The organism is Vibrio sp. TAP-3B, from assembly GCF_057784735.1.
In genome coordinates this window covers 2,897,150-2,923,994 of the sequence record NZ_CM173495.1, presented here as the reverse complement: position 1 = coordinate 2,923,994, position 26,845 = coordinate 2,897,150, and the positions used below count along the sequence as shown (strand labels likewise).

The following is a 26,845-nucleotide window of genomic DNA, read 5'->3' as shown; positions in this document are numbered from 1 at the left end:
TGTTGTCTCCGTTTATCCTGCAACTCAGGTTAAAACTCTTTTTGTATCCAATTACGCAATTTATCGAAAAAGCCAGTAACAGATGAGCGTTTAGGTTCATTATAATCGCTATCGTCGCTAGACTGCATGTCTCTTGCGTAATGAAGTAATCCAACTGCCGTAGAATGATACGGCTCTTTTACATAGTCAGTTAATCCGCTGACTTCGAGCGGTTTACCGACCCTAACTTGATTGCGGAATACACGTTCCGCACATTCTATCACTCCGTCCATTTGCGCAGCACCGCCGGTGAGTACAACCCCCGCAGCGAGATGGTGCTTTATTCCATCTTCGCGCAATTTTACCTGTACAGAGTCGATAGTTTGGTTAACCAGTCCCATAAGCTCAGAGTAACGTGGCTCAATCACTTCTGACAACGTTTGCCGCTGCAGACTTCGCGATGGTCGCCCTCCTACGCTTGGTACATTAACCGTGTCATCCTTACTGACCAGTTCACTTAAAGCACAGCCGTATTTTACTTTTATTTCTTCAGCATCGCTCACTGGCGTACCAAAAGCAAAAGCAATATCACTAGTTACCGCATTTCCTGCGTACGAAAATACTTCTGTGTGACGTAGCGCACCACCAGTCCAGATAGCCACATCCATCGTGCCAGCGCCAATATCAACCACACACACTCCAAGCTCTCTTTCATCTTCGGTGATTACAGCATTACTTGCAGCAAGTCCCGAAAATACAAGTTGCTCTACTTTAAGGCCGCATCGTTCTACCGCCTTAATAATATTACGTGCCATGTCATTATGGCATGAGATAAGGTGGACACTCACTTCCATTCTTACCCCAGACAAACCAAGCGGGTTTTTAATGCCCTCTTGGTAATCAATGGTGAACTCTTGTGGAATAACATGAAGGATTCGTTGTTCATCACCGATTTTAATCGATTTTGCAGTATGGATAGCGCGGTCCATATCTTCTTGAGATACTTCCTCATCAGATATCGTACCCATTCCTTTTTCAATTCGGCTTGCGATATGCTTACCAGACAACGAAATGAAAACTCGGCTGATCTGGCACTCGGCCATCAATTCAGCTTGATCAATTGCACGTTGTACTGATTTTACAACCGACTCTAAGTCATTCACGCCACCTTTATCCATGCCACGTGAAGGGCTACTGCCCGCACCAATAATATTAATTTGGCCGTCTGGCAGAATCTCACCCACTAGAGCTGATACGGTTGCAGTGCCTATATCAAGACCAACAATAATGTTGTCATCAGCGGCCTTAGTCATCTGTACTCTCTTTTAACTCTTGTTCAGGAAACCAACCGACTGCAGCTCCTGTATCGTACCTGAGATCGATATAACTGATTCTCTGTGTGTCACTGCCAAGCTTGTTATAGAGCGAGAAAAAACGCTCTATACGTTCAAGAAGAGACTCTTTACCGAGCTCTAATCGAATACCATTATCAAGGATTATTTGCCAAGCTCGTCGCTCGTTTAATACCAGAGACGATATCGCTAAACCCAACTGTTGAAACTTAGGACTCAAATCACGATAAGTCTGCAAGACTTCCGGTCCACTGTCTTTGGGTCCATACAGTTTTACTTTTTCTTCCTTGAGCAAAGCAACGTCCCCATCAAACACGTATCCATTTTTATCCAACAGTACATTGCCATTCCAGATTGCTTCAGGTTGATGCTCTGTTAAAAAAACTTTTACTGTATCTGGCCACTGCTTTCGAATGGCGGCATGCGCCACCCAAGGCAATGCTTCAACGCTTCGCTGTAATACATCAATATCCTGAGACATAAATGTACCGATGTGATCAAGTTGACTAAATGCCGCCTGAGCATCGCCAGCAGTGACATACTCCAGTTTCCCTTGAAGCACTATTTTGGAGAGAGGTAACCTTTGGTCATCCCACATCCAACTGATCGCCGAGTACAAAACAGAACTAATCAAGGTCACAACTACAAAGAAAAATAGCGCACCCAAGAGTCTCTCTTGGCGACCACGGTTATTGTCCGCGTTTAGTCGCTCGTCATTCAGTGCAATATTCAACAACGTCTTCGTTTCCTGACTTTTTGTCGTGTATTTTTACCCACATAATTACGCAGAGGCAAAAGTATTGACTTTAACCTTGGGATTATACTGAGCTCTTGTAAACTATCAAACACTGATAGCAATAAATCACAACGTTATTGGTGCAAAATCGAGATCTGAGTCTTTACTTCAACAATCTGTGTTATCCAAGCATCTTGTTTATATTTAATTCAAGACCTGCAAGCTGTTTGGCCACTTTACCAACATCTCCCGCACCTTGCGTTAAGATCAGGTCGCCATCTTGCATAACGTTAGCCAAAACTGACGGTAATTGTTCGATTTCAGGCACAAAAATGGGATCGACTTTGCCTCGGCTGCGAATTGTACGACATAAAGCTCGTCCGTCCGCGCCTGCAATTGGCTTTTCACCTGCGGCATAAACATCCAACATGATTAATACATCAACTTGCTCTAGCACATTCGCAAAGTCATCGTATAGATCACGCGTACGGCTATAACGGTGTGGCTGAAAAATCATAACAAGACGTTTGTCTTGCCAACCGCTGCGCGCAGCATTAATGGTCACGTCCACTTCTGTAGGGTGGTGTCCGTAATCATCCACCAGCATGGCATGACCATTACCTGTATCAAACTCTCCAAGATGATCAAAACGTCGTCCCGTGCCTTGCGTACCGGCCATCGCTTTTAGAATTGCATCGTCTTCAATGTCATCTTCGGTTGCAACCGCAATCGCAGCCGACGCATTAAGTGCATTGTGGCGACCTGGAATATTCAGAGTGATATCTAAGTTAACCCCCCCTTTACGCACCACCGTAAATTTGCCTTGCTGACCTTCTTGACGATAGTTTTGAATACGTACGTCGGCATCTTCGGAGAAGCCGTAAGTAATGACTTGACGACTAATACGTGGAATTAACTCTCGAACAACAGGGTCATCAATACAAACGATCGCTTGGCCGTAAAACGGCAGGTTATGCAAGAAATCAATGAAGGTTTGTTTCAAGGTTTCAAAGTCACCACCGTAGGTTTCCATATGGTCGGCTTCGATATTAGTCACGATGCTCACCATTGGTTGAAGGTGTAAAAATGACGCATCACTTTCGTCCGCTTCCGCGATAAGAATACGACTGGAGCCTAAACGGGCATTAGTACCAGCGCTTTTTACTAAACCACCATTGACGAACGTAGGATCAAGGCCTGCTTCTGAATAGATTTGAGTGACTAATGCTGTGGTCGTGGTTTTACCGTGGGTACCCGCAACGGCAATACCGTGACGAAAACGCATCAGTTCCGCCAGCATTTCCGCTCGACGAACAATGGGAATACGCAACTCACGAGCCGCCATTACTTCAGGGTTTTCTTCGTTTATCGCTGTAGAAACAACGACCACACTTGCTTTTTCAACATTACTTGCCAAATGACCGATATAGACGGTTGCACCTTTCGATACCAAACGCTCTGTCACTGGGTTTTCTGATAAATCAGAGCCGGTAATCTTATACCCTTCGTTCAAAAGAACTTCTGCAATGCCACTCATTCCCGCCCCACCAATGCCGATGAAATGGATGGATTTCACCCGGCGCATCTCTGGCACCATTGCGCGAATCTGAGCTAAGTCTTGTGTATGTTGGATAGTCATGAATGTTAATTCTCAATAATTCGTTAACGCTTTTCAGTCAAAGCGACAATGGCTTGTGCGACAATTTTGTCAGCGTCTAACTTTGCAGCTGCACGTGCTTTTTGAGCCATCGACAGTAAAGCAGGGCGATCCAACTGTTGGATCTGCTGCGTCAAAGATTCAACGGTTAAACCTGGTTGTTCTATCATTTTCGCTGCGCCGCATTCTACTAAATGATCGGCGTTCAGCGCTTGTTGACGGTCTTTATGCATAAACGGAATGAAAATAGCACCCACGCCTGCCGCTGATACTTCAGAAACGGTTAATGCTCCTGAACGACAAACCAAAAGGTCAGCCCACGCATAGGCTTCGGCAACATCGTCAATAAACTCAGTAACTTCTGCGTTTACCACATTAAGAGCTTGGTACGAATTATTCACTTCATCTGCGGAACCTTTACCCGCTTGATGACGAATACAGTAGTCACCGCCCAGTTTTGCCATCACTTCTGGCAGAGTTTGATTAAGAATACGAGCGCCTTGGCTACCGCCCATCACCAGAATACGAATCGGACCTTGACGATCTTGCATTCGCTCTGCTGGCGCTTCTAATCTTGTTAGATCTTCACGCACTGGGTTGCCGACTACCTCAGCTGCAGGGAACGCGCCAGGAAACGCCTGAAAGACTTTCTTAGCAATTTTTGATAGCCATTGGTTTGTCAAACCCGCAACCGCATTTTGTTCGTGCAGAACAACAGGAATACCACTCAGCCAAGCCGCAATGCCACCAGGACCACTCACATAGCCGCCCATACCTAACACGGCATCAGGTTTCCAACGTTTCATATGCGCGCGCGCTTGCATGATGGCATTGATGATTTGAAATGGCGCCGCAAGAAGACGTTTAACGCCTTGGCCTCTTAAGCCTTTGACTTGAATAAAGTCGATTTCAATACCATGTTTTGGCACCAAATCTGCTTCCATTCGATCCGCAGTCCCTAACCAACGGATCTCCCAGCCTTGCTCTTGCAGTTGCTTAGCGACGGCTAATCCTGGAAACACGTGACCGCCAGTACCACCAGCCATCACCATCAAACGTTTATTTTGTTTCATTAGTTTGTCGTTCTGATTGTTGTTGCTCGCATTTCAAGCGGCGTTCATGATCGATTCGTAGCAATATGGATACTGCAACGGACATAATTATCAGACTGGAACCACCATAACTGATTAGTGGGAGTGTCAGACCTTTGGTTGGAACAATACCGGCTGCAGCGCCGACGTTGACCAAAGTTTGGAACGCAAACCAAATACCGATACCAAAAGCTAAGTAACCACCGAATATTTCACCTTCTTCAAACGCACGCTTGCCGATGTAAACCGCTTTGAGGACCAAGCTAAATATCAACATCAATACAAGCACGACGCCAACAAAACCCAGCTCTTCCGCCAGTACAGCAAAGACAAAGTCGGTATGCGCTTCTGGTAGGTATTCGAGTTTTTGAATTGAGTTTCCTAAGCCTTGCCCAAACCACTCTCCGCGACCAAACGCCATCAAAGATTGCGTAAGCTGATAACCACTACCAAATGGGTCCTCCCAAGGATCGAGGAAAGACGTAACCCGCCGCATCCGATAAGGTTCAATTAAAATCAATCCTACGACTGCGCTTATACCTGCAATCATCAACGCAAGAAATTGAGTGAGCTTCGCACCTGCGATAAACAGCATGCCAAATAGTGTCACCAACATCACGACGACCGTACCTAAGTCTGGTTGTCCAAGTAACAATACCGCAAAGAACGCAAACATCATGATTGGCTTCATAAAACCACCGAAGAAGGTTTGTCGTACTTCGTCTTGTTTTCGTACTAAATAACCAGACATAAAGATAAACAGCGATAGCTTCGCCACCTCCGCTGGCTGAAGGTTAAACAACCCCAACGATATCCAGCGGGACGCTCCATTGACTGACTTACCAGCCACAAGCACAATAATAAGCAATGCAAAGGAAAGCCAAAGTAAATAGTGACTTTTCTTAAACCATTCTTGTAATGGCACTTGCAAAATAACCGCCGCTGTACACAATGCCAACACAAGAAAAGTGGCATGACGGAACATGAAGTGAAACGGCTGATCCGTTAATCGTGAGCTAATAGGAAATGATGCCGAGGTGACCATAACCAAACCAGTCAACATCAAACCCAGCGTAATCCACACTAACTGACGATCAAACATCGCTTCTGGAGCAGGATGTTTGAGCCAATTGCCAATACTGCGTTTAACGTTACCTAAACCCACAAAGTCTGTAACCTTTAATTATGCATATTTCTGAGCAAGAGCAGCGAAAGCATCGCCTCTTGCCATAAAGTTGTCGAATTGATCAAAGCTAGCACATGCTGGAGATAGCATCACCATATCGCCAGATTTTAACTGTGAAGTTACATGCAGAATCACATCTTCCATGGTGTTGAACCGCATTGCTGATTCATGCAATGGCATAAAATCATCGCCATCGACACCAAAACAGCATAACTGTAAATTGAGCGCTGCGAAGATCGGCTTTAATGGGGTGAAGTCAGCACCTTTAGCGACACCGCCCACCAATAAATACAACTTCCCCGTCAACTCCAATCCTGATAACGCTGCCATCGTGCTCGCAATATTAGTGGCTTTAGAATCATTCACCCATTTGACACCTTGATTATCCGCAACTAGCTGGCATCGGTGTGTCAGTCCCGTGTAATTTTTTAGTGCATTCAATGCGTTGTGATAATCGATACCTACCGCTTTTAATAAAGCGAGGGCCACCAAGGAATTTGCTAAGTTGTGTTTTCCGACAAACTTAAGCTCATTACTTGCAACCACACGTTGGCCATGGTCGAGCAACCAAGTGCAATGGTCCTCCTCTTCTAGACCAAAATCCTGATTATCACTGCCAAATGTCACTATTGGCATCTCTGCATCAGGGAAAGTTTCTGGATCATCACGATTAACGATGGCGAGTTCCGTATTATCAAAAATACGCAATTTCGCTTGTCGATAATCTGCCATACCTTCATAGCGATCCATATGATCTTCAGAGAGATTAAGGAATGCGGCTGCTTTTAGTTTCAAGCTTGACGTTGTTTCCAACTGGAAACTTGAGAGCTCAAGCACATACAAATCCGCGTCTTGTTCTAGTAAATCTAGAGCCGGAACACCGAGGTTGCCACCCACACCGACATCCAAGCCAGAAGCTTTTGCCATCACGCCCGTGAGATCGGTTACCGTACTCTTACCGTTGGAGCCAGTAATCGCCACAACGGGTTTATTAACCGCCCAAGCAAACAACTCGATATCACCAACCACTGGTGTATCTTGTGCTAACACGGCTTGTATTTGTGGTGTCGCTAGAGCAACTCCAGGATTAGTCACGACGAGATCGGCTTCAGTAAGCCACTCCGTATTCCAACCGCCACGATGCAGTTGAACATTGTCAGGAAGATGTTCAGCTCCCGGAGGGTTTGCTCGCGTATCAATCACTTTAACCACTAGCTGTGGCTGATTTGTTCTGAGGTGTTTAACGACAGAGAGCCCGGTAATACCGAGCCCTACGACGACGACACTATGTATGTTTTGCCAACGTTCCATATTTGATCACACTGTTGTATAACTTATTCTTGGAAAGTGCGATTAACGCACTTTCAGTGTTGCAAGGCCAATCAGAACAAGAACCATAGAAATAATCCAGAAGCGCACGATTACGCGAGGTTCTGGCCAACCTTTCAGTTCATAGTGGTGGTGAATTGGTGCCATGCGAAAAATACGCTGACCACGCAGTTTGTAAGAACCGACTTGAAGAATAACCGACAGCGTTTCCATCACAAACACACCGCCCATGATCACCAATATCAATTCTTGACGAACCAATACGGCGATAGTGCCAAGTGCACCACCGAGCGCTAGTGAGCCAACATCACCCATAAATACTTGTGCTGGATATGTGTTGAACCACAAGAAGCCAAGACCTGCCCCCACTATCGCCGTACAGACAACAACCAGCTCAGACGCGTGAGGTAAGTATGGAATATGTAGGTATTCAGAGAAGTTAACGTTACCTGTTGCCCATGCAATCACAGCAAAACCTGCCGCAACCAACACGGTTGGCATGATAGCTAAACCATCGAGACCATCGGTTAGGTTTACCGCGTTACTCGTCCCCACAATCACGAAGTAAGTCAGAATGATGTACATCAGCCCGAGTTGAGGCATCACATCTTTGAAAAAGGGCACCACGAGCTGAGTCGCTGCCGTATCTTTGCCATACACATAAAGTGCAAACGCCACCACAAAAGCAATCAACGACTGCCAAAAGTATTTCCAGCGCGCAACCAGACCATCGGTATTTTTGCGGACCACTTTGCGATAATCATCGACAAACCCGACCGCACCGTAGCCGAGCAATACGGTCAACACAGCCCACACGTACGGATTGGATAAGTCGGTCCATAATAAAATCGTGACCGAAATTGCTGCTAAGATCATGATACCGCCCATTGTTGGGGTACCACGCTTACTAAAGTGGGATTCTGGACCTTCGTTACGTACAACCTGACCAATTTGCAGCATTTGCAAACGCTTAATCATAATTGGCCCCATCCATAGTGACAGACCTAATGCTGTTAATACGCTTAAGATTGCTCGAAAAGACAGGTATTCAAATAACCGGAAAAAAGACAGATATGGCTGTAGCAGTTCGGCAAGCCAAATAATCATTAATAATACTCCTTCAAAGCAGCAGCGACTTCAAACATACGAGCACCGTTCGATCCCTTAACCAAAATAGTATGGTGTTCAGGAACGGCTTGGTCTAGATGCTGCTTGATGTATTCAATCAACTCTTGATGCGTCTCAAAATGAATGCCTTGGCAAAGCTCGCTAATAACCTTGGCGTGTGCACCATATGTGAGGACATGTTCAAATTTTTGTGGGGCAGCATATTCCCCGACTTGACAATGAAGTGCAAGACTTTCCTCGCCCAATTCCGCCATATTACCTAAAATCAGCCAACGCTGACCTTGGAAACACGCCAATAGATCGACAGCGGCTTTCATTGCTGGAACGCTCGCATTGTAGCTATCGTCAATCAATTTGATCTTTTCACTCAATTGTTCCACTTCCACCCGGCCTTTCACCTTATTCAAATGCTTAAGCCCAATGCGAACTTCTTCCAACGTTGCGCCCATTTGTAGTGCGATGATAACTGCCGCAATGGCGTTTGCGACGTTGTGTTGACCAATAATACCCAGAGAGAGTTCAATTTCTTGTGAGCCTGCTGCGATATGCAGCTTAAAGCTCGCTTCACCTGCGGCATTCATCACAATATTTGAAGCATAAAAATCGGCACTTGAATTCGTTTGTGAGAACGTGATGACTTGCTTATCCGCCAGTACGCTTTCCCACTTTGTTTCGCCATTGCTGTCTAAGTTGACAATCGCAGCACCACCAGCAGAAAGACCTTGGTAGATTTCACCTTTGGCTTGTTTCACGCCTTCGATAGAACCAAAACCTTCAAGATGCGCGGCTGCTACATTGTTCACTAACGCGATATCTGGTTTTACTAACTGCGTCGTGTAAGCAATTTCACCGATATGGTTAGCACCAAGCTCAATCACGGCATAATCATCATCCTGCTGTGAGCGCAATAACGTCAACGGAACACCAATATCATTATTGAAGTTACCTGCAGTAAACAGTACTTTACCTTTCAATTGCAGAATGCTCGCGACCATTTCTTTGACGGTCGTTTTACCGCAACTGCCTGTGATGACGACGGTAGGTGTTTGGCAAGTTTGATGCACCCAAGAGGCTAACTCACCCAGTGCCATTTTGGTGTCCGACACCACGACTTGTGGCACATTCACATCTAGACGTTTTTGTACGAGTAAAGCACCAGCGCCTGCATCCACCGCTTGTTGGCAAAAGTTGTGCGCGTCAAAGCGCTCACCCACCAACGCAACAAATAAAGCACCGTTGTCAATCGCTCGTGTATCAGTAGAAACCGCGTCGATAAGTAGATCATCGCCGAATAGCTCACCGCGAGTAATGTTGGCAATTTGAGATAACGTTACTTTGATCATGAGGACAATCCTAAAAGCTGCATAGCGGACTCACGGTCGGAGTAATGAATCGTTTCGCCATTACGAATTTGATAGTCTTCGTGGCCCTTACCCGCTAACAAGATGATGTCTTTTGGCGAGGCATTTTCAACGGCATAAGACAGCGCTTTGAAACGGTCGTGCTGAACGATCGCTTCGGCAGGTTTTAACAGCCCAGCCAGCATGTCTTTTACAATCTGAGCCGGTTCTTCGCTGCGTGGGTTATCATCCGTCAAAACGAGTTTATCACCAAGACGCTCTGCAATTTCCGCCATCATTGGGCGTTTCCCTGCATCACGGTCACCACCGCAACCAAAAATAGCCCAGAGCTGCCCCTCACAGTGGACTCGTAAAGCTTGCAGTGCTTTTTCTAGTGCGTCAGGCGTGTGGGCATAATCGACCACGACCTTGGCACGACGCTCAGCTTGGAATAACTCCATTCGGCCTAGCACGGGTTGCAGTTGACCTACGGTAGCGAGTAACGCTTGCTTATCCATACCCAAACTTAACAAGGTCGCAAAAGCGAGTATTAAATTGGTTGCGTTAAACTCACCAATCAGTGGCGCGTGCAATTGACCTGAGCCAAATTTACCATCGAATTGGATAGTAATCCCCGACTCCGCGTAACTGACATCTGTCGCCCATATCGCACTCTCAAATTCAGTGTTCGGCTTGAGCGAAACCGCAATCGCATTACTTAACTGCATCGCCCATGCACGACCGACTTCATCATCGATATTGATAATGGCACGTTCACATTGATGTTGCGTAAACAACCCCAACTTTGCATTGGCGTACTCTTCCATCGTGCCATGGTAATCTAGGTGGTCACGACTTAGGTTAGTAAACACACCCGCCGCAAACGACAACGCCTTGACGCGACCTTGCGTTAAGCCATGAGAAGAGACTTCTAGCGCTGTGTATGTGGCTTGTTGATTGGCGAGAGAGGAGAGCGTTTTCTGAATTTCAACGGCATTCCCCGTTGTATTCGCGACTTGCTGTAAATTGTCGAGAAAACCATTTCCCGTCGTGCCCATCACTGCCGCTTTGTGGCCAAGTCGCTCTAACCATTGCGCAATCAGCTGAGTAATGGTGGTTTTACCATTCGTCCCGGTTACGCCAATGAGTTCCATCTCAGGGTAAGCGTAAAGCTGCCCAGCTATGTTAGATAAACATTTATCTAAAGCATCGAGGTAAATAACTGGGATATTATCGACAATCTCAATTGTACCATGCGTTTTTGCATCACACGCTTGAGCAAGAACGGCATTCGCCCCCTGCTTAATCGCCGGTGCAATAAACTTACGCCCATCCACAACGTGGCCAATAACCGCAACAAACGTGGTTCCAGACTCAACTCTTCGACTGTCGAGTTCCAATTGAGAAACAAGAACGGACGATAATTTAGGGCAGTCGACCCAAGGGGAAAGCAGTACGTCCATACTGATGGCTTTAGTCATATTTGTTCTCCGAGCTTGAGCTCAGGTTTTCTTCATTTTGTTTGCTCAGTAAGCCACTCGGCTTACTGCTGGAATTTGTTTTCGTCAGGCGCAACATTGAGTATTTGCAGCGCACCTTTCATGATTTCAGAGAAGACAGGAGACGCTACCGAACCGCCATAATAGTCATCACCCTGAGGTTCATTAACGATCACAACCAATGCAATGCGCGGATCGCTAACCGGAGCGAGCCCTGCCGTGTACGTGATGTACTCATCACTGTATCCACCTGCTGAGGCCTTGCGCGAAGTACCGGTTTTGGCCCCTACTCGATAGCCGGGAACCGCGGCACGACGGGCAGAGCCCCCTTTTTGAGTTACGGTTTCCAACATATCCAGCACCTGCTGCGCAGACTCTACACTGACGACTTGGCGGGACATGTCATGATCGTTGCTTTCAATAATATGCACGGGCTCATACTGACCTAGGTTACCAAGCGTCGCATAAGCGTGCGCTAATTGGATCGGTGTGACCGAGAGTCCGTAGCCAAAAGCAATTGTTGCGCGTTCAATGGGCGACCAACGTGTTCGCGAAGGAAAAATGCCCGTTACTTCACCCACTAAGTTCAAACCAGAAAGCCCGCCAAAACCAACTGAGCTGTATAATCCAAGCAGCGCTTCTACTGGCATTTTCATCGCCAATTTTGTCACACCAATGTTACTGGATTTTTTGAGGATTTTGGTCAAACTGGCTTTACCAACGCGAGAGACATCTCTCACTCGGCTGCCACCAAAGCGCAGCACACCATTACCGGTATCCACGATGGTATCTTTATCCGCCACTCCATTTTCTAAGGCGGCTAAAATAACAAAAGGTTTAATTGTCGAGCCGGGTTCCATCGAATCGGTGATGACTCGGTTACGCATCTTATAACTTTGCCAGTCACTGCGATTGTTGGGGTTATAGGAAGGGGCATTAACCATCGCAAGTACGGCGCTGGTTTTGACATCGAGCATCACGACTGAGCCCGATGTTGCTCGGTGATCGGCCACAGCCTGTTTGATCGCGCGATAGGCAATCGCCTGTAGGCGCTGGTCGATGGTCAACTGAAGTGACTTACCTTCTTGTTTGTCTTGCCAAGCGATATTCTCTACGACTCGGCCATAACGGTCTTTACGAATGGTCTTTCGACCCTCTTCCCCTGTTAGCCACTCATCATAACTGCTCTCGACGCCTTCGAGGCCATGCCCATCAATCCCAGTAACACCGACTAAATGAGCACTAACTTCACCTGCTGGGTAGTAACGACGAGATTCCGATTTAAGACCTACGCCGGGTAGCTTTAGCTCACGGATATAGTTTGCCATTGCTGGGCTAACTTGGCGCTGCAAATAAATAAAGCGGCGCTTTTCATTGCGCTTAATCTTATCAATCAAACCTTGTCGATCCACGCCCAGAACGTCAGCTAACGCATACCAGCTTTTACTCTGGCTTAAGGCGTTTTCTTTAAAGATGGTCGCAGGATCTGCCCAAACGGCTTCAACAGGAACACTTACCGCAAGTGGTTCACCATTTCGGTCAGAAATAATCCCTCGAGCAGAAGGAATGGATTTTACTCGAACCGAGCGAAGGTCACCTTGTTTAATCAGGTTGTCGGGTTCGATGATTTGAATGTACGCAACGCGTGCGACTAAAAGTGCAAATGCACAAAAGACAAAAAACAACAACAGGTGGAAGCGCCAACGGATCAGGAATGATTCGTCCATCTCCACTTTTCCCGGAGTTTTCGCGTCACTCGTGACGACTTTTTCCTGCCCTGCAGATTCGCGCTTATTGGTTTGTTTCGCGTTGGTTTTCTTTCTAATCATTTGAGTGTGATTACCACTTCTTTATCGCCATCAGGGCGTATCATTTCAAGTTCTTTTTTCGCAAGCTCTTGAACACGACTGTGTTCCGCAAGGGCGGTTTCTTCCAGCATTAAGTTACGCCATTCGCTATCCAATCGCTCTCGCTCCACCAAGGTGTGATCTTTTTCTGTAATCGCTTGACGTGCATGATGGGTAGCGAATACCACTCCCATTGCCGATGCCACGATCAATAGCAACAACAGTAAAGGCCAGCGACCAACGGTAATGAAATCCGTTGCAACCAATTTAGCAAGATTAGGAGTGGGTTTCGTCATAAGAATTAAAGCTTTTCGGCAATTCTTAGTACAGAACTGCGCGAGCGAGGGTTCATTTCAATTTCTTGTTTACTCGGCTTAATCGCTTTACTCAGAGCTTTCATGTTGGCACTACCGAGCTCTTTAATTTGCGCTTCAGTCAATGGAATACCATGTGGCACGTCTGGCCCTTTACTCTCTTTACGAATGAAACGTTTTACCATGCGATCTTCCAAAGAGTGAAAACTGATCACAGATAAACGCCCTTCCGGAGCAAGAACACTTGCCGCACCTTTTAAGGCTGTATCAATTTCTTCTAGTTCACTATTGATGTAAATGCGAAATGCTTGGAATGATCGAGTCGCTGGGTGCTTTTTCTCTTTGAAACTCTTTGGCGCAGCGTCTGAAATCAGTTTAGCGAGTTGTCCGGTACGGACCAATGGCTCGTTTTCTTCATTGTCACGGTATTCGACGATGGCGCGAGCAATGCGGCGCGCGTGTTTGTCTTCACCAAACTCTCGAATGACCCATGTAATGTCATCTAGGTCAGCTTTCATTAACCACTGAGATACCGGAATACCAGAGGTGGGATCCATACGCATATCTAACGGGCCATCTTTCATAAAGCTAAAGCCACGCTCAGCGTCATCTAATTGCGGAGAAGACACGCCTAGATCCAGCAGTACGCCATCAACCTTACCCACTAATCCATACTCTTCAGCGTATTCTGCAATACCAGAAAATGGACCATGGATAATAGTGAAACGTGGATCATTGATTTTTCCTGCTTCGGCGATGGCTTGAGGATCACGGTCGATACTATAAAGTCGCCCATTTTCGCCCAGCTTGGATAGTATAGTCCGGCTGTGACCGCCACGGCCAAATGTTCCATCGATGTAGATGCCATCTGGCTTGATAGCTAAGCCATCAATGGATTCATTTAATAACACGGAAATATGTTGGAAGGTTTCGGTCATAGCTTTCTCGTTGAATAATCTTGAAGCAATTTTAAGATATGTTGCTCTCTCAGGCTGATTTTTTGTAGCAGAAAATCAACCTATTATAGTGTACTGATTTCCCACATCATCGCCACCTCAAGTCTAAAATCAGAAGTGATTTAGCGCCAAGTTTATTGGTAATGACATAGTTTGCGTCAATAAAATGCAAAAAACCCATCACTACTATAAAAGTAATGATGGGTTTCGAATAGGTGGAGTTGACACATACGCCGGGTTCTGTCTCCGCTTTCGCGGCGGTAACCATTCGTCTAGGCCTGCAATCACTCACAGGCTCGAGCAACCTACCCGCTTCCTTACGCGAGCAACGCAATGTGGAAGCCTATTTGGTCTTGCTCCGGGTGGAGTTTACCTTGCTACGCACTGTTACCAGACGCACGGTGCGCTCTTACCGCACCCTTTCACCCTTACCTGATCCCTTACGGGCCATCGGCGGTTTTCTCTCTGTTGCACTTGTCGTGGGCTCGCGCCCCCCAGGCGTTACCTGGCACCCTGCTCTATGGAGCCCGGACGTTCCTCCCCTCTGTCAGTCTCCCGAAGGACATCAACAGAGCAGCGATCACCCAGTCAACTCCGAGGCGGATTGTATATAGTTATCAACTCAGAGTCTAGTGAGATCACAGATATGATGAAATGAGCGAGTTAAGTGATGTTTTTCTGCACAAAATGGTTTTAAAGAAAAATGATTACTATCTACCTATGCAACTATGTAAAAAAGAACTGATGGATACCTAAATGACATCAGCTCTTCTTCACACGTATTAGTGGGCGTTAATCTAGGTTTTCTAAACCCCATTTATAAAGCGCATTCTTTTTGAGGCTATGGATTTCCGCCACTAGTGCCGCGGCTTTTTTCAAAGGCAGCTCTTTCACTAAAATTCCCAGCGTCCGCAAAGCATCATCAGGTAAAGCGTTATCTGTTGTTTCACGGTATCCATGTATCAGCAACACTATTTCGCCACGTTGTTGGTTACTATCACTTTTTACCCACTCAACCAGCTCGCCTAATGGTAACCCTTGAATGGTTTCAAACGTTTTAGTTAGCTCTCGCGCTAACACCACTTCTCTATCTGGACCAAGAACGTCTAACATATCTTGTAGAGAGTCTAAAATACGGTGCGGTGACTCGTAAAAAATACAGGTGCGCTCTACCGAAGCAATCTCAAGAAACTTATCCTTACGACCTTTGCTTTTCGGTGGTAAAAAGCCTTCAAAACTAAAACGATCAGACGGTAAGCCAGCAGCACTTAACGCGGTAATCACAGCGCACGCACCAGGAAGAGGCACAACTCTTACGCCCGCTTGACGACATTTTGTCACCAAATGGTATCCTGGATCGCTGATTAGTGGTGTGCCAGCGTCAGACACTAATGCGATGGACTGACCTGAAAGCAGCTTTTCTACCAATACTTGTGCTTTTTGCTGCTCATTGTGATCATGCAAAGCAAAAGTTTTGGTTTGAATATTGAAGTGAGACAGCAATTTGCCCGTATGTCGAGTATCCTCAGCAGCAATAATGTCCACAGTCGACAGAGTTTCGATAGCACGTTGGGTGATATCCGCTAAATTTCCGATTGGAGTCGGTACGATATAGAGAGTTGGCCCCTCATTCGGCAACTTATTTTTATCTGTCATTTGTTTACCATCACTTCAACGATTATTATAGAGAAAATTTTGTACAAAATTATAGAGAACTCACGGCAATGATTAACCATAAGAGACTCAGTGTACCACGCATACTTACTCCTGTTGCACTAGCAATTACGCTCGCAGCCTGCTCTTCAGGCCCGAGACAACCAGATGGCGTAGACGTAACACTTGAGCCGACTCAGCCTGTGCAGAGCTACATGATCCAAGCTGATAGCACAGAAGGCAGTTTACAAAACGACTGGTTGATCATGGCAACTAAAGCCGCTATCGAAGCAAACCAATTTGACCAAGCCGAGCTTTTAATCAAACGTCTTTCTCGCCAACAATTGACTGAAGTTCAACAGGCAGAGTGGCAATTGTCGCGTGCGACCATACTGCAAAAACAAGGCAATTACTCACGGTTGCTGCAGTTACTGAACTTTAAGCCTTGGTGGAATTTGCCCGACGAGCAATGGAAAGATTACTATTCAATGCGTGCTGATGCTTATCAAAGCCTTAATCAAGCATTCGAAGCAAACCGTCAGCTTGTTGCTTTGGGCCAATACGCCTCTTCTGCAGAACAGCGTGAGAGCTCTAGCCGTATTTGGATGAACTTTAGTCGTTATACTGAATACGAACTGACATCACTGGACATAGAGCCTAATGAAGATGTGCTTGATGGATGGTTGCAATTAGCGGTTTACGCGAAAACACTCTCAGGTAACCTGTCCCAGCTTAAAAATACGCTAGAGCGCTGGCTAAGCGAGAACCCATCACACCCTGCAGCTATCTACACACCAGACGAGATTCAAAACATCCTATCTCTCGATATTGTTAAGCCAAACAATACTGCGCTGCTACTGCCACTTACGGGTAAGTTCTCGCCGCAAGCACAGTTGATTCGTGATGGTTTCGTTTTTGCGATGATGAACGATCGAAATCGCGATCAAAGTGCAACACTAACGGTTATCGATACCAATGCGTACAGTTCTGAGCAAATTAAACAACGCTTAACGAATGAAAACATTGATTTTGTCGTGGGCCCTCTACAAAAAGAAAATGTTGAGCTGCTGCATACAGACATGAATGGTTCAGTAAGCAACCCTGTCATTCCTGCTCTCGCATTAAATATTCCAGAAAAAGTGCAATCTGATAGCAATATATGCTATTTAGCATTATCACCTGAACAAGAATCCGCGCAAGCTGCAAAACACTTATTCAGCGAAGGCTATAATTTCCCACTTATTCTGGCACCAAAAGGCAGCTACGGTGAGCGTGTTACCGAGGCCTTTAAACAAGAATGGAGAAAATACAGCTCAAACAAGGTCGCTACTAGCTATTTTGGTGATAAGCGACAGCTTCAGAAAGACATCAATGACGTGTTTGGTTTACAAGAAAGCAAGCAGCGCATTGCGCAGATGCAATCATTGTTGCGTATTAAACTTGAAACTCAGCCACGAAGCCGCCGTGATGTGGATGCCGTTTATATTGTTGCTACAAGCTCAGAGCTCACGTTGATCAAACCGTTCATTGAAGTGGCGATAAACCCTGATGCGAAACCACCACAATTATTTTCTAGCTCTCGTAGTAATAGCGGTGGTACTACCTACGAAGACCTAACAGGTATTATCTACAGCGACATTCCATTACTGATCAATCCAGACCCTACCGTTACGGCGGCAATGAATGAGTTATGGTCAGATCAATCCAACATGGAAAAACGTCTAAAAGCGTTAGGTATGGATGCTTATAAATTGATTGGTGAACTGCCTCAGATGAAAGCCATTCCCGGCTACTCTATCGATGGCCAAACCGGCACTTTAAGTATTGACAATAACTGTGTCGTACAGCGCGAGTTGAGTTGGGCTGAGCGTGGGACTCTTTAGTCCGCGTCAGATCGGTAACCAATATGAAGCCTTGGCGAAGCAATACCTGCAACGTCAGGGTTTACATTTTGTTGAACAAAACTTTCTGACAAAAGTCGGCGAAATTGATTTAATCTTCCAACAAGGTGACACTATTGTCTTTGTGGAAGTAAAATATCGTAAGAACGAACGTTTTGGCTCTGCAGCAGAAATGGTCACTCATGCTAAAATACGTAAGCTGGTCAAAACCGCACAATTGTGGCTTAGCCGACAAAAGCGCTCAAAACACAATATCGATTACCGGTTCGATGTCATCGCCATTCATGACAATGGTCGAGATATTAACTGGATACAAAATGCAATATCTGAAGGATAAGCGATGCTAGACAGCATTAAAGATTGCTTTAAAGAAAGCATTCAAATTCAAATCGCAGCTGCAGAAGCACTACCTGATGCCATTACCCATGCAGCTCAAGCTATGGTCTCGAGTTTACTTAATGGCAACAAAATTCTGTGTTGTGGTAACGGCGGTAGTGCTTCAAACGCGCAACAGTTTGTGTCTTGTTTTTTAAACCGTTTTGAAACGGAGCGTCCCAGCCTGCCTGCCATGGCTTTGACCGCCGACAACACTACTCTCACCGCCGTCGCTAATGACTACCATTATCAAGAGATTTTCTCAAAACAGGTGCGTGCGTTTGGCCAGCCTGGTGATATTCTTCTCGCGATTTCGACCAGCGGTAACAGCAAAAATATTATCAAAGCGATGGAAGCGGCGGTAACTAGAGACATGACTATTATTGCACTGACTGGTAAAGACGGTGGTGAAATGGCAGGATTGCTTGGTGAACATGATGTCGAAATTCGTATTCCATCACATCGCACTGCACGCATTCACGAAGTGCATATGGTCACACTCCATTGCCTTTGTGATCTCATTGATCAGGTGCTTTTCCCTGCCCATGAAGAGTAACGAATAAATATTGAGAGCCAGAATAATGATCCGTAGCCTTATCATCTTACTGACAGCACTTAACATGAGTGGTTGCGCCGGTCTGTTTATCGCGGGTGCCGCAACGACAGCCAACATTGTCACAGACACACGTACGACGAAACAGATTTGGCAAGACAACAACATCGAATTCGAAGTCGCTGCAATCGGCAATAAAGCGCCTTTTAAAAGTGAGGTTCGCGTGGTTGCTAGCTCTTACAACGGTACTGTGGTTCTTATGGGACAAGCACCCACACAAGGTTTAATCAACGACCTTGAACAAAGAGCAAGAGAAGTCGACGGCGTCAAAGTTATACATAACCAAATTAAGCAAAAAAAACCATTATCGGTTACTCAAATCAGTAACGATAGCTGGATCACCACTAAAGTGAAGTCATCATTGCTCACCGACTCAGAACTCAATGGAGTGAAAGTGAAAGTGATCACCGAAGACGGCGATGTTTTTCTGTTTGGCTATGTCACACCAGCACAAGGAATGCGGGCAACAGAAATCGCGCGTAATATTTCTGGGGTAAAGCAAGTGATTAAAGGCTTCCAATATGGTGAAGCCAAACCTATTGAAGTGGATCTTCCCAATGAGTCACATACAACCAATAACGAAACGAAGTAAAGCTTGCTTCTGTCCGCAAAGCAAATCTATTAAACAAAAAAAAAGCAGCTTAAAAAGCTGCTTTTTTTATTTAATCACTCTCAGGCTCGGTTTACCTTTCGGGGGAGGAACTTCCCTTTCATCTGTATCAGAGTCCGACTCTGTCTCTTCAGAAGGCTCATCACTTACCGTTGTGAGCAAAGATGCTGATGACTCTTCTTCAAGCATCGTCTCTTCTTCAATATTCGTATACGCTTCTTCTGGTTCAAACATGGTTCCCGCGCCATTTTCACGCGCATAAACAGCTTGAACAGCATACACAGGCACAATAACCGAGTGCGGACGACCACTGAAGCGAGCATGGAAAGTAACCGCATCATTCCCCAACTCGAGGTTACCCACGGCACGAGGAGCAATATTCAAAATAATCTGACCATCCTGAATAAACTCTACCGGTACACGTACACCTGGCATGGTGGCGTCAACCACCAAGTGAGGAGTTAAATCATTGTCTACTAACCAATCATAAAATGCGCGAAGCATGTAAGGACGGCGAGCAGTCATTTTTGCAATATCCATAATGTGCTCTAAATCGCTTAGCGAACTAGACGCATTTCACGCTCAGCTTCAGTCAAAGAAGCAAGGAATGAATCACGTTCAAATACGCGGTTCATGTATATCTTAATTTCTTTTGAGCCAGGGCCAACAAGCTCAATACCAAGTTGAGGCAGACGCCACAAGAGTGGGGCCAAGTAACAATCGATCAGGCTGAATTCTTCACTCATGAAGTACTCGTACTCTGCAAAAATTGGCGCTAATGTCAAAAGATCATTACGTAGTTTAGTGCGCGCTTTCTCTGACTCTTCAGCGTTACCTTTCATTACTTTTTCTGCGAGTGAATACCAGTTGCGTTCGATACGGTACATCATTAAGCGGCTGTTGCCGCGAGCAACAGGGTAAACCGGCATTAGAGGCGGATGAGGAAAACGCTCGTCCAAGTACTCCATGATAATTTTTGAATCGTAAAGAGCTAGCTCACGGTCAACAAGAGTTGGCACTGATTTATATGGGTTTAGCTCAACAAGCTCAGCAGGAAGGTTGGCTTCATCAACAAGCTCAACTTCAACACTTACGCCTTTTTCAGCTAGTACAATGCGAACCTGATGGCTATACAAATCTGATGCACTCGAAAAAAGAGTCATCACAGAACGTTTATTGGCAGCTACAGCCATGGAGCCCTCCAGCACACTTACAAATAAAAACAAACAATGGAGGCTAAGCCTCCATTGTACATCAATTAAAATTGGGAATTAGCACAGTATTTTAGCACAATTAATGCACATCACGCCAATACTCTTTCTTAAGCATCACAACAATGATGGTTAGAATCACTAAGAAGCCCATAACCCACCAGCCTAATGCATGGCGTTCAAGTTGAACTGGGTCACCAGAGTAAACCAAAAAGTTGACCAGATCGCCTACCGCTTTATCGTATTCACCATCACTAAACTCGCCAGTTCCGTCAGTTTTGGTGTCAACAACCACTTGCACTTCTTCACCGTCAACTATTTTTGTGTCGTAAATTGGGGTAGGAATACCTTGTAGCTCTTCTAGTACATGTGGCATACCGACACTCGGAAATACAATGTTGTTCACACCGAATGGACGAGATGGATCAACATAAAACGAACGTAAGTATGTATACAACCAATCCGCACCACGAACTCGGGCAACCAAAGTTAGATCTGGTGGCGGAGCACCAAACCAGTTTTCAGCTTGCTTTGGTGGCATCGAGTTGACCATAAGATCACCGATTTTCGCCTCAGGATTGAAAATCAGGTTTTCCTTCATTAGGTCAGCTGGAATATCTAAGTCTGTTGCTACACGCCCATAACGCTGATATTGCGTTGAATGACAAGCAAAACAGTAGTTCATGAATAGCTTCGCACCGTTTTGCAGTGAAGCTTTATCCGTCAGGTCAACAGGCGCTTTATCAAGCGACACATTGGCTCCAGCAGCCATCGCTAGAGATGGCAACATAGCAAATAGAATTACAATCCACTTCTTCATTTGAATGTCACCCTCTCTGGTAATGGTTTGGTTGCTTCATTTTTGCTGTAGAAGAAAAGCAGTACGAAGAACATGAAGTAACCCAAACTAAAGATCTGTGCTAGTAATGTGTATGTTGGAGTGGCAGGTAACGCACCCAAAATCCCCAGCGCAATGAAGCTAATAGTGAATTGGATAATATTCAATAGATGAAGTTTGCTACGGTAACGATACGAACGAACCTTACAACGATCCAACCACGGTAGAACAAACAGCACTGCAATCGAGGCCCCCATAAGGATCACGCCCAGCAGCTTATCTGGCACCGCACGTAAAATGGCATAAAATGGTGTGAAGTACCATACTGGAGCAATGTGCTCGGGGGTCTTCAATGGGTTTGCAGCTTCAAAGTTAGGAGGTTCAAGAAAGTAGCCCCCCATTTCTGGGTTGAAGAACAACACATAACAGAAGAAGAACAAGAAACCAGCGACACCAACTAAGTCCTTAACCGTGCCATACGGGTGGAAAGGAATAGCATCGATGATATCGTACTTCTTAGTATAATCATCATGGAACTTAAACTGCGTTTTGTAATCATCACCCATCGAACCTTTAGGCAATTTAGTTTCTATACCGTCAGGGTTGTTTGAGCCGACTTCGTGTAGTGCCAACACGTGTAGTACAACCAGAAGTAATAGAACGATAGGCAGCGCAATAACGTGTAGTGCGAAGAAACGATTCAGCGTTGCACCAGAGATGATGTAGTCACCACGGATCCAAAGCGTTAGGTCGTCACCGATAACAGGAATCGCACCAAACAGAGAAATGATTACCTGTGCCCCCCAGTATGACATCTGGCCCCATGGTAATAGATACCCCATGAAAGCTTCTGCCATCAGAACCAAGAAGATCAACATTCCGAAGATCCAAAGCAGCTCTCGAGGCTTTTGGTAAGAACCGTAGATCAAACCACGGAACATATGCAGATACACTACAACGAAGAATGCCGACGCGCCAGTTGAGTGCATGTAACGCAACAACCAACCATACTCTACGTCACGCATGATATATTCGATAGAAGCGAACGCTCCGTCACCGGAAGGAACATAGTTCATCGTCAACCAAATACCCGTTAATATTTGGTTAACAAGAACCAGCATTGCCAGAGAACCAAAAAGGTACCAAAAGTTGAAGTTCTTCGGCATAGGGTACTCAGATAAATGCTTTTTATAAGCATTCATTGCTGGAATACGCTTTTCTACCCAGTCTAACATTGCTTGCATTATGCATCCCCCTCATCAACACCCACAATGAGCTTGGTGTCGCTCAAATACATATGCTTAGGAACGACAAGGTTCAATGGAGCAGGCACCCCTTGAAACACTCGGCCGGCCATATCGAACTTAGAGCCATGACAAGGGCAGAAGAAACCAGACCTAACGCCCTGAACCTGCTCAGAGAAAGAGTCCGCTAGATAGGTTGGTGAACAACCTAGATGAGTACAGAAACCAACTGCGACGAAAAACTCAGGATTAATTGAGCGAAACTCATTCTGAGCGTATTCGGGTTGCTGTTCCATTTCAGATTGTGGATCGCGAAGCTGATCGCTGATCGTTTTTAAGTTATCCAGAACGTTTTGAGTGCGGCGAACAATCCATACTGGTTTCCCCTGCCACTCAACACGAACCAGCTGACCTGGTTCAATTTTACTTATATCCACTTCCACCGGTGCGCCCGCCGCTTTGGCTTTAGCACTCGGGTTCCATGATTTTATAAAAGGCACGGCGACGGCAGCTGCCCCTAACCCACCAACAACTGCCGTTGTAGCGGTTAGAAAACGCCTGCGACCGTTATTTAAAGGCGCGTTGCTCATCCAAACATTCTCCCATTTGCTCCTTTTGGATCGTTATTATTCCACTTTATAAGAGCATGGCTAACAAATAATGAATTTAGTTCTAATAATTGGAGGGAAATGATAAAGAAAACCCTACTTTTTGACAAGATAAAGCTACCTTTTTGTAACATTTGTGAGGTAAATCGCTCACGTCGTCACAAAAGCGGCACTATTATAAAAAATTGAGGTGATTTGTAACAAGAAAGCACAACCTAGAAGCGCTATAAAAAGTTGCACATACCTTTTATATTGGTTGTTTCCAGCAGATTACACAGTAAAAAATTCCGATGTACTCATGACAAAGGGTATCTTTATATTATTATTTTAATTGCACGAGTAGTTAGGAAAGTAGGCCAGAAGTCACGCTGAAAAGTGGTGTGAAGATATGAAGAAAGAAAGATCGTCGCAATATGTGAATAAAGGATTTGTTTTTCCATAATGGAAAAACAAAAAGCTCGGCATGAGCCGAGCTTTTGATGCACAGTATCCAGAATAACTCTGGAAAAGCATAATTCCCAATAAAAGGAAATTAACGCTTAGAGAACTGTGGACGACGACGTGCTTTACGTAGACCGACTTTCTTACGTTCAACGCAACGTGCGTCACGAGTAACGTAGCCAGCTGCGCGTAGAGCAGGACGTAGAGACTCATCGTATTCCATAAGCGCGCGAGTGATACCGTGACGGATAGCACCAGCTTGACCAGAAATACCGCCGCCTTTAACTGTTACGTAAAGGTCTAGTTTTTCAGTTAGTTCAACTAGCTCTAGAGGTTGTTGTACAACCATACAAGCTGTTGGACGACCGAAGTATTCGTCAAGATTACGTTTATTTACTACAATGTTGCCGCTGCCTGGTTTAATGAAAACACGTGCAGCTGAGCTTTTGCGACGGCCAGTGCCGTAGTATTGATTCTCTGCCATTTTCGAAATCCCCAATTAGATGTCTAGTACTTGTGGTTGTTGAGCAACATGGTTGTGCTCAGCGCCCGCGTAAACTTTCAGCTTACGGTACATAGCACGGCCTAGAGGACCACGTGGAAGCATACCTTTGACTGCAAGCTCAAGAGCCATCTCAGGTTTACGATCGATCAACTTTTCAAAAGTGATAGATTTAAGACCACCTGGGAATTCAGAGTGACGGTAGTACACTTTGTTCTTAGCTTTGTTACCAGTTACAGCAACTTTCTCAGCATTGATAATGATGATGTAATCACCAGTGTCAACGTGAGGAGTGTATTCAGCTTTATGTTTGCCACGTAGGCGAGATGCAATTTCACTTGCTAGACGGCCAAGAGTTTTACCTTCAGCGTCTACAACGTACCAGTCGCGTTTTACCGTTTCTGGTTTAGCAACGAAAGTTTTCATGCTAACAATAACCCGTTAATTAAATTTAAACTTTAAAGGAACACCCAAATAGTGCTCCCACACTGTCTAAGAGCCCAGTCATCACCCCTTCGAGTCGTTGGTGCTCTCGACCTTCTATTTCGAAATAACTTCGATAGTCAGGTCTGCAGTAACGGTGGGTCGACAGATTATAGGGAAGAGCGAAGAAAAAATCACCTTTTTTTGCGCTAAATCACTAATTTTTTCTTCACTTTTTTTGAGAAACTGACAGATTTAAGCCAAATGCTCTCTTGCGAGATACTCATGGCTTTGCATCTCAGTCAGTCGAGACAAACAACGCTTAAACTCAAATTCTAACTGACCATCGGCGTATAAGTCCTCCATCGGAACTTCAGCGGAAATAATCAGCTTCACATTGCGCTCGTAAAACTCATCAACCAACGCAATAAAACGCCTAGCGGCATCGTCTAGTTTTCGGTTCATCTGTTTAACATCAGCCAATAAAACCGTGTGATAAATACGAGATATTTCGATATAGTCATTTTGGCTTCGTGCAGTCTGGCATAACTGAGCGAAAGACGCATGCAAGACACCATCACTCGCCTCTATTACGACTAGCTGGCGATGATTAATCTCTATCTGGTGAACCGGCTGTTGCCGCTCCCCCGTCAGTTGATGATAATACTTATTCAAGTTAAGGACAGCCTGTTCATCGAGCGGATAATGATATATCTCCGCTTGTTCAAGCGTTCTTAAACGATAGTCAACCCCACTATCAACATTGAGCACATCACAACGCGCTACAATCATATCAATAGCAGGAAGGAAACGTGCCCTCTGTAAACCATTGCGATATAAGTATTGAGGCTCTATATTTGATGTCGCGACTAAAATCATCTGCCGCTGGAACATCTGTTGCAGCAAAGTGGCAAGGATCATGGCGTCGGTGATATCAGAAACAAAAAACTCGTCAAAACAGACCACGTCTGCTTCGCTTTTAAACGTATCTGCGACCTTAGACAACGGGTTTTCAACCTCACCCAGCTGCTTTAATTCATCATGAACTCGATGCATAAAACGGTGGAAATGCACTCGCATCTTTCTCTTAGTAGGCAGAGAGTCATAAAACACATCCATCAGGTAAGTTTTGCCGCGACCTACCCCTCCCCAAAAGTACAGACCTTTTGGTGGTTCAGGTATTTCGACCTTTTTACCCATAAGTTTTTGCCATCTGGAAAGCTGAGGCACGGGGGTTGATTGAAACTCAGCCAGAGCATGGTAAAGCTTGTCCAAAGCAACGACCGCTTGTTGTTGGGCTTCATCACGTTGAAATCCACACTCTGCTATGTCTTTTTGATATTGTTCTAGTGGTGTCATCGTATTAAATCGTGTAGAGGTGCAAGGAAAAGTGCTACCTCGGGGGCCAACTTTGATAAATAGAGAAGTAGCTATCAGTCCCCCGAAGACATACTGCTATTTTGCTTTATCGGCTGTTCAAGCCATAGTAACATGGACGAGCATCGCGTGTAACTAAGAAGTAAAAAACTTGTTAAAACAAATATAAGGAGCAGTTATGCCTTGGATCTATGCCATTGTGGGTTTGCTGGTCGGTACAATCGTAGGCGTAGTCATTAGTCGACTAACCACACCTGAATACAAGAAACAAAAGTCTGTGCAGAAAGAACTTGAAGCGGCCAAGTTTGCACTAGAGCAACAACGTCAAGAGCTCGTGGATCATTTTGCACAAACCGCCGAGATGTTAGATACCTTAGGCAAAGATTACACAAAACTATACCAACATATGGCAAAAACCGCTTCTGGACTTCTGCCAAACCTTCCAGAACAAGACAACCCGTTTGATAAGACAACAGCGATGTCTTCAGAGCAAGCCGAAGAAGACCAGCCAGCGTTTGATGAACAACCAAAAGACTATGCCAATGGCGCAACCGGTCTTTTAAAGGATCGACAAAAAGAAGTTATTAATACGCCTGAAGCGGCCACCGCAAAAGCATCGTAGCCCTCTCTCCTTC

Annotated in this window: 26 protein-coding genes and 1 other RNA gene; 5 read left to right on the top strand and 22 right to left on the bottom strand. The window is 45.4% G+C overall.

Going from position 1 to position 26,845, the window contains the following annotated elements; all coding sequences use genetic code 11:
* Positions 1-29 precede the first annotated feature (29 nt).
* The 14 genes from ftsA to rsmI form a co-directional block, all read right to left on the bottom strand.
* A complete protein-coding gene (ftsA, locus tag AC3D28_RS13890; RefSeq protein WP_488535104.1) occupies positions 30-1,292 on the bottom strand; it encodes a cell division protein FtsA in 1,263 nt (420 codons plus the stop codon).
* Complete coding sequence (locus AC3D28_RS13885) at positions 1,285-2,067, bottom strand: cell division protein FtsQ/DivIB (protein ID WP_488535103.1); 783 nt, start codon at positions 2,065-2,067, stop codon at positions 1,285-1,287. The genes ftsA and AC3D28_RS13885 overlap by 8 nt, the downstream gene beginning before the upstream one ends.
* Positions 2,068-2,248: 181 nt before the next feature.
* Complete coding sequence (murC, locus tag AC3D28_RS13880) at positions 2,249-3,706, bottom strand: UDP-N-acetylmuramate--L-alanine ligase (protein ID WP_098416529.1); 1,458 nt, start codon at positions 3,704-3,706, stop codon at positions 2,249-2,251.
* A gap of 23 nt (positions 3,707-3,729) precedes the next feature.
* On the bottom strand, positions 3,730-4,797 hold the full coding sequence (gene murG, locus AC3D28_RS13875; protein WP_488535102.1) for an undecaprenyldiphospho-muramoylpentapeptide beta-N-acetylglucosaminyltransferase: 1,068 nt from the start codon (positions 4,795-4,797) through the stop codon (positions 3,730-3,732).
* Positions 4,784-5,980, bottom strand: coding sequence for a cell division protein FtsW (ftsW, locus tag AC3D28_RS13870; protein WP_098416531.1), 1,197 nt, complete (start codon positions 5,978-5,980; stop codon positions 4,784-4,786). Before ftsW ends, murG begins: the two co-directional genes overlap by 14 nt.
* An 18-nt stretch (positions 5,981-5,998) precedes the next feature.
* The gene (murD, locus tag AC3D28_RS13865; protein WP_488535101.1) at positions 5,999-7,312 is read right to left on the bottom strand and encodes a UDP-N-acetylmuramoyl-L-alanine--D-glutamate ligase; all 1,314 of its coding nucleotides are present in this window, start codon (positions 7,310-7,312) and stop codon (positions 5,999-6,001) included.
* Between the two features lie 42 nt (positions 7,313-7,354).
* Entirely contained in the window at positions 7,355-8,437 is a 1,083-nt protein-coding gene (mraY, locus tag AC3D28_RS13860; protein ID WP_488535100.1) for a phospho-N-acetylmuramoyl-pentapeptide-transferase, read from the bottom strand.
* Entirely contained in the window at positions 8,437-9,801 is a 1,365-nt protein-coding gene (gene murF, locus AC3D28_RS13855; RefSeq protein WP_488535099.1) for a UDP-N-acetylmuramoyl-tripeptide--D-alanyl-D-alanine ligase, read from the bottom strand. Before murF ends, mraY begins: the two co-directional genes overlap by 1 nt.
* The gene (gene murE, locus AC3D28_RS13850) at positions 9,798-11,279 is read right to left on the bottom strand and encodes a UDP-N-acetylmuramoyl-L-alanyl-D-glutamate--2,6-diaminopimelate ligase (protein WP_488535098.1); all 1,482 of its coding nucleotides are present in this window, start codon (positions 11,277-11,279) and stop codon (positions 9,798-9,800) included. The genes murF and murE overlap by 4 nt, the downstream gene beginning before the upstream one ends.
* A gap of 62 nt (positions 11,280-11,341) precedes the next feature.
* Positions 11,342-13,024 (bottom strand): penicillin-binding transpeptidase domain-containing protein, encoded by a 1,683-nt coding sequence (locus AC3D28_RS13845; protein ID WP_488536095.1) that lies wholly within the window; start codon positions 13,022-13,024, stop codon positions 11,342-11,344.
* A gap of 98 nt (positions 13,025-13,122) precedes the next feature.
* Entirely contained in the window at positions 13,123-13,440 is a 318-nt protein-coding gene (ftsL, locus tag AC3D28_RS13840; RefSeq protein ID WP_098416537.1) for a cell division protein FtsL, read from the bottom strand.
* Positions 13,441-13,445: 5 nt separating this feature from the next.
* Positions 13,446-14,396, bottom strand: a complete 951-nt coding sequence (gene rsmH, locus AC3D28_RS13835; protein WP_098416538.1) for a 16S rRNA (cytosine(1402)-N(4))-methyltransferase RsmH — start codon at positions 14,394-14,396, stop codon at positions 13,446-13,448.
* 231 nt (positions 14,397-14,627) lie between these two features.
* An RNA gene (gene rnpB, locus AC3D28_RS13830) (RNase P RNA component class A) lies at positions 14,628-15,010 on the bottom strand.
* A 196-nt stretch (positions 15,011-15,206) separates the two neighbouring features.
* Positions 15,207-16,070, bottom strand: a complete 864-nt coding sequence (gene rsmI / locus AC3D28_RS13825) for a 16S rRNA (cytidine(1402)-2'-O)-methyltransferase (RefSeq protein WP_488535097.1) — start codon at positions 16,068-16,070, stop codon at positions 15,207-15,209.
* 68 nt (positions 16,071-16,138) lie between these two features.
* Between rsmI and AC3D28_RS13820 the strand changes: the two genes are divergently transcribed.
* From AC3D28_RS13820 to AC3D28_RS13805, 4 genes are read left to right on the top strand one after another with little or no spacing between them, the layout of a single operon-like run.
* Positions 16,139-17,950 (top strand): penicillin-binding protein activator, encoded by a 1,812-nt coding sequence (locus AC3D28_RS13820; protein WP_488535096.1) that lies wholly within the window; start codon positions 16,139-16,141, stop codon positions 17,948-17,950.
* Positions 17,937-18,305, top strand: a complete 369-nt coding sequence (locus tag AC3D28_RS13815) for a YraN family protein (RefSeq protein ID WP_488535095.1) — start codon at positions 17,937-17,939, stop codon at positions 18,303-18,305. Before AC3D28_RS13820 ends, AC3D28_RS13815 begins: the two co-directional genes overlap by 14 nt.
* A 3-nt stretch (positions 18,306-18,308) precedes the next feature.
* Positions 18,309-18,899 (top strand): phosphoheptose isomerase, encoded by a 591-nt coding sequence (locus tag AC3D28_RS13810; RefSeq protein WP_488535094.1) that lies wholly within the window; start codon positions 18,309-18,311, stop codon positions 18,897-18,899.
* A gap of 25 nt (positions 18,900-18,924) precedes the next feature.
* Positions 18,925-19,548, top strand: a complete 624-nt coding sequence (locus tag AC3D28_RS13805; protein ID WP_488535093.1) for a BON domain-containing protein — start codon at positions 18,925-18,927, stop codon at positions 19,546-19,548.
* A gap of 66 nt (positions 19,549-19,614) precedes the next feature.
* Here the strand turns inward: AC3D28_RS13805 and sspB are convergent, their stop codons facing one another.
* The 8 genes from sspB to zapE all read right to left on the bottom strand — a co-directional run bounded on the left by sspB (position 19,615) and on the right by zapE (position 26,192).
* Complete coding sequence (gene sspB, locus AC3D28_RS13800; protein ID WP_488535092.1) at positions 19,615-20,106, bottom strand: ClpXP protease specificity-enhancing factor; 492 nt, start codon at positions 20,104-20,106, stop codon at positions 19,615-19,617.
* A 17-nt stretch (positions 20,107-20,123) separates the two neighbouring features.
* Positions 20,124-20,759: a stringent starvation protein SspA gene (sspA, locus tag AC3D28_RS13795; protein WP_098416545.1), complete on the bottom strand. Its 636-nt coding sequence runs from the start codon at positions 20,757-20,759 to the stop codon at positions 20,124-20,126.
* Between the two features lie 100 nt (positions 20,760-20,859).
* Complete coding sequence (locus AC3D28_RS13790; RefSeq protein ID WP_488535091.1) at positions 20,860-21,597, bottom strand: cytochrome c1; 738 nt, start codon at positions 21,595-21,597, stop codon at positions 20,860-20,862.
* Entirely contained in the window at positions 21,594-22,859 is a 1,266-nt protein-coding gene (locus AC3D28_RS13785) for a cytochrome b (RefSeq protein WP_098416547.1), read from the bottom strand. Before AC3D28_RS13785 ends, AC3D28_RS13790 begins: the two co-directional genes overlap by 4 nt.
* Complete coding sequence (petA, locus tag AC3D28_RS13780; protein WP_098416548.1) at positions 22,859-23,449, bottom strand: ubiquinol-cytochrome c reductase iron-sulfur subunit; 591 nt, start codon at positions 23,447-23,449, stop codon at positions 22,859-22,861. Before petA ends, AC3D28_RS13785 begins: the two co-directional genes overlap by 1 nt.
* A gap of 550 nt (positions 23,450-23,999) precedes the next feature.
* Positions 24,000-24,392, bottom strand: coding sequence for a 30S ribosomal protein S9 (rpsI, locus tag AC3D28_RS13775; RefSeq protein WP_053396673.1), 393 nt, complete (start codon positions 24,390-24,392; stop codon positions 24,000-24,002).
* Positions 24,393-24,407: 15 nt separating this feature from the next.
* Entirely contained in the window at positions 24,408-24,836 is a 429-nt protein-coding gene (rplM, locus tag AC3D28_RS13770) for a 50S ribosomal protein L13 (RefSeq protein WP_098416549.1), read from the bottom strand.
* A 252-nt stretch (positions 24,837-25,088) separates the two neighbouring features.
* Positions 25,089-26,192, bottom strand: coding sequence for a cell division protein ZapE (zapE, locus tag AC3D28_RS13765; protein WP_488535090.1), 1,104 nt, complete (start codon positions 26,190-26,192; stop codon positions 25,089-25,091).
* Between the two features lie 196 nt (positions 26,193-26,388).
* On the opposite strand from zapE, the gene zapG reads away from it, so the two are divergent.
* Positions 26,389-26,832: a Z-ring associated protein ZapG gene (gene zapG, locus AC3D28_RS13760; RefSeq protein WP_098416551.1), complete on the top strand. Its 444-nt coding sequence runs from the start codon at positions 26,389-26,391 to the stop codon at positions 26,830-26,832.
* The last annotated feature ends 13 nt before the right edge of the window (positions 26,833-26,845 follow it).